The organism is Candidatus Sysuiplasma jiujiangense (assembly GCA_019721075.1).
GTDB classification, from domain to species: domain Archaea; phylum Thermoplasmatota; class Thermoplasmata; order Sysuiplasmatales; family Sysuiplasmataceae; genus Sysuiplasma; species Sysuiplasma jiujiangense.
In genome coordinates this window covers 1-6,424 of record JAHEAD010000038.1, presented here as the reverse complement: position 1 = coordinate 6,424, position 6,424 = coordinate 1, and the positions used below count along the sequence as shown (strand labels likewise).

The window sequence follows — 6,424 nt, the reverse complement described above, 5'->3', positions numbered from 1 at the left end:
AGCGTATGGCATACGCGGCAGATTCCTTCTCAAACTCTCAGGAGCCCAAGATAACAACAGGCTGAACCATCAAACTTCAAATCGGCTTCGGAGGTTCTGAAGTGTTCCGAAAGGTATATAGAAGGGGAACAACTTCGACCGTAAGCCCTCAATCGTCAAAGACAAAATATTGAATGATCCCCTGTCAGCCGCTCTTCTTCGTTAATGGATGCAGCGTTAATGACTCGGGAAGGTTTAATAAGTCGAATCGACGTAATATTAAGGCGCGTGCACTCGGCGAGTAACTTCACCGAGGAAGTGGAGAGGCCCTATGCCTGTGGAAGGCAGGTATAGCGGTTCGTGATGCCAGTCAATTGCAGTCTGGACGTGTGCAGAGCCGATAGCCAGTGGTTAGCTACGCCGTTTGGTGGATGGCTAGGCTCGGGAGCCGAAGAAGGCCGTGCCAAGCAGCGATATGTGCCGGGTAGGCGCAAGGAGCCGTTGATCCGGCAATCGCCGAATGGGACTTCCTGCCTTTTAGGCAGTCCGTAAGGACAGGGAACGCAGGGAATCGAAGCATCCTAGTACCTGCAGGAAAAGAAATCAATCGAGATGCCGTTATTAAGGGCGACCGAAAGCGGCACAGGACAAACCGAATCCCTCCGGGTAACCGGAGGGAGATGTGGAGTTAGGATCCTGGTATTTCCTTACAATGAACTTGAAACCTGCTGGAAAGCAGTGCCATAGAGGGTGATAGCCCCGTAAGGGCAAGTTGCCGGGAAAATTCCGGGAATTCCAGAATAACACGCATTGGATTTTGCGTGCGAAGTTGGGAGTCATAATCTTCTAATCCTAAATACTACCCGAGACCGATAGCGCAGTAGTAGCGTGAGCGAAAGCTGAAAAGTACCCTTGTCGGGGGTTGAAAAGGACCTGAAACCAGGCGGTTACAGACGTATGCGGCATGAAAGGGACGAAGCCCGAAAGGGCGGACCAGTGTTGCATTATCCGTTTTGAATAACGGGCCATGGAGTTCTGGTTGATGGCGAGGTTAACCTGTTTAACAGGGAAGCCGAAGGGAAACCGACTTGCCCGCAGTGCGCAAGCATGAGGGGCGGGGTGAGTTCGCCTGTAGTCATTGACGGGAAACCCGAAGCCGGTTGATCTAGGCGTGACCAGGTTGAAGCCTCTCGAAAGGGAGGTGGAGGACCGAACCGATGTTGACGTGCAATTCACTCGGATGAGTTGCGTCTAGGGGTGAAAGGCCAATCGAAACCGGGAATAGCTGGTTCCTCACGAAACTAGTCGCAGCTAGACCTCGATGGAGATAGATCGCGGGGTAGAGCACCGATTGGGGTCACAGGGGGAGAAATCCCTCGGACCCCTGTCAAACTCCAAATCTGCGGTCATCGTAGAAGTCGGGAGTGAGCGCTTCAGGGGTAAGCTCGGAGTGCGAAAGGGGAACAACCCAAACCAGAGTTAAGGTCCCAAAATACAGGCTAAGTGTGAACGGGCAAAAGAGGTCTGGAGTCACAGACAACTGGGAGGTGGGCTTAGAAGCAGCCATCCTTTAAAGATAGCGTAACAGCTCACCAGTCAAGATTCCAGGCGCTGAAGATGGACGGGGCTAAGCCTGTTACCGATACTTTGGAGTACCGAAAGGTAACTAGTAGTGAGGTGTCGTGCGCGGGTAGAAGTTCGGCCGTGAGGTCGAGTGGACCGCGTTCGAATAACGATCATGGTAGGAGTAGCAGCAAAGGGCGGTGAGAATCCGCCCCGCCGTAGGGGCCAGGGTTCCTCGACAATGTTCGTCAGTCGAGGGTTAGTCGACCCTAAGACAGCCCTTAATTGAAGCTGTCAAAAGGAAGAGCAGGTTAATATTCCTGCACCACTGCATTATTTGCATATTCCTGACGCATCGGGATAGGCCGGGTGGGCCAGTCAGCCCATCGAAGCAGCGAAGTCTATGGAGTACCGTAATGGTGAGAAGTTGATGAAATTGCGACCGGGGGGACGAACGTCCCCTCCGGCTGATTCCTGGTGCCAGTGAAAACGGAATATGTTTACAAGGTGCGGTGTTCGTACCTAGAACCGACACAGGTGCCCCTAGCTGAGAAGGCTAAGGCGTTTCGGCTCAATCCAAGGTGAGGGAATTCGGCAAATTAGCCCCGTAACTTAGGGAGAAGGGGTGCCAGACGTGAGTAACGCCTGGTCGCAGTGACAAGGGAACTCCGACTGTTTAACAAAAACATATCCCGGCGCGAATCCGAAAGGATGTGTATGCCGGGTGAATCCTGCCCAGTGACGGTATCTGAAAATCCGGTTCAACGGAGTGAAGGACCGTTAAACGGCGGGGGTAACTATGACCCTCTTAAGGTAGCGTAATACCTTGTCGCTTAATTGGCGACTTGCATGAAGGACCAACGAGAGTTCTACTGTCCCCACCTGGAAGCCGGCGAAACTGATGTACCGGCGTGCAATCCGGTACCTTCCACCTGAAAGCGAAGACCCCATGGAGCTTTACTGCAGCCTGTTGCTGTTGTACGAATTTGAATGTGTAGCGTAGGCAGGAGACGTTATCAGGGTCGGCCGCTAGGTCGATTCCGAGTTGCCAATGAAACACTGCCCTTTCGAATTTGCACAACTTACCTTGAAAGAGGGACAACGGTAGGTCGGCAGTTTGGGTGGGGCGCCACGCCCTCAAAAACGCAACAAGGGCGCCCAAAGGTCAGCTCAGACAGGTCAGAAATCTGTCGGTGAGTGTAAAGGCAAAAGCTGGCTTGACGTAGATTAGGCCAACAGTAATCTACGATGCGAAAGCAAGGCTTAGCGAACCACTGAATCTTCATTATGGGGATCAGTGATAACAGAAAAGTTACCCTGGGGATAACTGAGTCGTCGCCAGCAAGAGTTCATATCGACCTGGCGGTTTGCTACTTCGACGTCGGCTCTTCCTATCCTGGTGGTGCAGCAGCTGCCAAGGGTGGGGTTGTTCGCCCATTAAAAGGGATCGTGAGCTGGGTTCAGACCGTCGTGAGACAGGTTTGTTGCTTTTTGGTGGAAGTGCACTAGTGCCTGATGGGAAGCTCCCTTAAGTACGAGAGGAACGGGGGGGCGCCGCCTCTAGTTTACCAGTTGTCCGACAGGGCATTGCTGGGCAGCCACGCGGTAGTGGATAAGAGCTGAAAGCATCTAAGCTCGAAGCCACCCTAAAAACGAGGCACTTTTCAACGCTCGTAGAAGACGAGTTTGATAGAGCCGGGGTGTAAGTACCGAGGACCTCCGAGGTATTCAGCCCGCGGCCACTAAAGTTGTAGCCACATTAGTGCTAGAAGTTTTGCAGCAACGGCTTGCCGTTACACAGACTGCTTCGTACTGGCATCCCAGTGTTGCCTTCCATAAACCCTTTCAGTTCCAATTCTCTATTACCGCGGATATATGCAGGTTGAGAACAGTCATCCGGAAGTATGGCGCCGGATCGGCACAATTTGGTGGTATCCTGCGCTATTGCCATTGCGTGACCGTAAGGAACTCGATACAGCTGTAATGTGGCCAGTGACATGCAGATTAAATAGAGAAGGTTGTAATTCTTACCTAAGTATGTATCAAAATCAGCAGGAAGAAGAAGCACAAATCAGAGAATGCAGGGATTTCACAGCGGTTTACAACCAGATAGGCAAGAAGTGGACAATGCCGTTGGTATATGCTCTTGGGCTTAAGCGTTCTGCAAGATTTAATGAACTGAAGAGAATGGTCACCGGGATAAGCTCAGCCTGCCTTTCAGATCGGCTCAGTCAGATGGAAAAGATAGGTGTTCTCGAGCGAACTGTAAGACCCTTTTCCCCTCCGACTGTTGAATACATGTTGACAGACAGGGGCATAGAGCTTAGAAAAATACTCTGTGATCTTGCAACGTGGATGTCCACAGAAGAAAAAAGAACCCTGCCATAAGTTTTGGCAGGATACTCCTGAGGCATTCGATAATCGTCAAATTAAGCTTATAAGCAATCCTGAACAGTATTGCCATTATGATAGGAATAGCAGCAGCTGCAGCAATAGGAGCAGCAGCAGGGGCAGTAGGACTGGGTGTCGCGTCCGTGGCAGCAGGCCATCCTGCAGGTCTCGCAATTGCGCTACAGCACATACCCGCAACGACCCACGGGTATACCGTTGTGAGCGCAGTAAAGAACGCGCTCGCCGGAGGTGCGGGTGGAGGCGGAATAGGTGCGGCCGTTGCGGCTGCGGCCAAGGGCATCGGCAAAGGACTGGTTGCGCACTGAGTTTCATTTCAGTCCAGGAGGATAGATGCCGTCTTCAAAACCGTTTTTGGCTTCTTTAGCCCCTTTTTTCAATTTAAGGAATGCGTAGTTGGCGCCAGGCAGTTTCCCTGCCCTGGTTACAGTGCTGCTGTTGCCTGCCGGATATTTTACAAAACTGTTGTCTCTCCGGATATCAGCAACACTGCCTGAAAACGTTGCTCTGTTTGGGTACGGCATTCTCATTTTTGGTATCAATTTTTTGTATGAAGTATTCATCGTTTTCATCATGTAGAGGACGTAAAGAGAAATAGGGATGAGGCCAAGTGGAATGTAGAAAGCCGCGACTCCTATGACTGAAATAACCGAAATGAGAAGACCCGATACGAGTTTCATTATCAGAGACAGTATTTCAGATGAACTGCCACCAGTTACTCCAATGTTTGCGTAATTGATGAGGTTGATGGATGAATGCAAATCTTTTTTGAGTATGGATACCGAGAGAAAGGCCGATAGCCCTGCGACCGCCATGGGGATGAGACGCAGCGGATAAGAAAAAAATATGGCAATGGCTGATGAGATTATGAAAGACCACAGAGGAAGCGTGGTCCTCTTTGCATTGCCATAAATCTGAAGAGACTGCGGCATGACGAGTTTGGAAAATGTTCTGGAGATCAGAGATGAGGTGAATCGCATATATTCAGGCACAATTGCGGCCAGCCTGGAAGTCAGGCGTGAAGATTTCTTCAATACCGGTAGCGCAATTAAATCCATGATCAGAGAAAAGGGACCGGCAATTGCATACAGCTGTCTTGAATACTTTACGCCCATGGCGCTTCCTCCCACGCTTGCGAAGAGCAGTGATTCTGCACCTCTGAATGCGGAGGATGCCCCGACGAAAAACGCATGTTTTGACGGAAAACCGATCAGCATTGCGATGCAGGAAGTGAGTATTATGTCACTCATAAGCATCATCGGTACGGCAAGAAGAAGCAGCGGAACAACCTGCATAAGGATAGCCGGATCTATCAGCATCCCGAAGTAAATGAAGAATATCGCAACAAATGCATCTCTCATTGACATGAGCTTTTCCTTAAGTCTTTCTGTCATGGATGTTTCGGCGAATACCATTCCGATGAAAAATGCCCCAATCAGTGATTCCACATAAAGCGCATCGGCAAGTGCTACGGATATGAACACTATCCCCAGTGCAAACAGTATGAACATTTCGTCGTTCTTTATGACCTCTATGTGCCTGAGGACACGTGGCACGACTATCACCGCCAGTATGACGAAGAAGAGGTAAAATAAGCCCACGAAAGACATCAGTTGCCAGATGCTTGAAGGACCTCCTGAAGTCCTGGTCATTAAACCGCCCGCAATGGTCAGCAGAAGCATTGCAATGAAATCCTCGACGACGCTCATGCCTATTATGAATTCTGTTTCAGGGGCCGAAAGCTTTCCAATCTCCATTATGCCCTTTGCCGCGACTGCAGACGAGCCGGTGGCGACAATCGCTGCGAGAAAGAATACGTCCTCTAACGGCCAGCGCATATATGTGCCTATGACAACTCCAAAGAACATATCCACGGCAAGATTAAATACGGCAAGTATCGTGGCGGCGGTTTTTGTTTTCTTAAGTTTGCTTATGGAAAATTCGAGCCCGACGAAGAACAGCAGAAGAACAAGACCCATCTTTGCGAAGTAACTCAGCAGCTCCGTGTTCTGTATGAGCCCCGTATAAGTGTGGCCAAACAGAGTGAATCTGATGAATGGTCCTATGAGCGCTCCGACAGCTATGTATCCGAGTATTACCGACTGTCCCAGCCTCGAGGCTATTCCCGCGCCGATAAATGCGAGCAGCATTATGATTCCAAACTGAAAGAAGAGCTCGGAATCAGGGATCATTTACCACCCTCCTCCCGCGCTTTATCGGGCGAGTCAAAAATTAAACGAGCGGGCAATAGCGCTAATGAATGTTGCAAGTGCATCCCGTATTTGACATTCTCTAATGGTTACTTAAGTGTTTTGAATCAGCTGACAGTTGTCAGACGACAGGTGTTCTCATCTCCTCCGTCTGCTGCCACAACGGGTCATAAAGATTTGAGGATCTTATATTTGAAACCGCCAGTTGCAGAACAAAGTCAGTGACCGGTACATTTTTCGATCAAAAAGACATGTCCTCTCCG

The 6,424-nt window shown here is 50.2% G+C and carries 3 protein-coding genes and 1 rRNA gene; 3 read left to right on the top strand and 1 reads right to left on the bottom strand.

Annotated features, from left to right (window positions below; genetic code table 11):
• Positions 1–381: 381 nt before the first annotated feature.
• The 3 genes from KIS29_11070 to KIS29_11060 all read left to right on the top strand — a co-directional run bounded on the left by KIS29_11070 (position 382) and on the right by KIS29_11060 (position 4,259).
• Positions 382–3,305: ribosomal RNA gene (locus KIS29_11070) — 23S ribosomal RNA — on the top strand.
• A 187-nt stretch (positions 3,306–3,492) separates the two neighbouring features.
• On the top strand, positions 3,493–3,930 hold the full coding sequence (locus KIS29_11065) for a helix-turn-helix transcriptional regulator (GenBank protein ID MBX8640865.1): 438 nt from the start codon (positions 3,493–3,495) through the stop codon (positions 3,928–3,930).
• 77 nt (positions 3,931–4,007) lie between these two features.
• The gene (locus KIS29_11060; protein MBX8640864.1) at positions 4,008–4,259 is read left to right on the top strand and encodes a hypothetical protein; all 252 of its coding nucleotides are present in this window, start codon (positions 4,008–4,010) and stop codon (positions 4,257–4,259) included.
• Between the two features lie 3 nt (positions 4,260–4,262).
• Here the strand turns inward: KIS29_11060 and KIS29_11055 are convergent, their stop codons facing one another.
• Positions 4,263–6,143, bottom strand: coding sequence for a cation:proton antiporter (locus KIS29_11055; GenBank protein MBX8640863.1), 1,881 nt, complete (start codon positions 6,141–6,143; stop codon positions 4,263–4,265).
• Between the last annotated feature and the right edge of the window lie 281 nt (positions 6,144–6,424).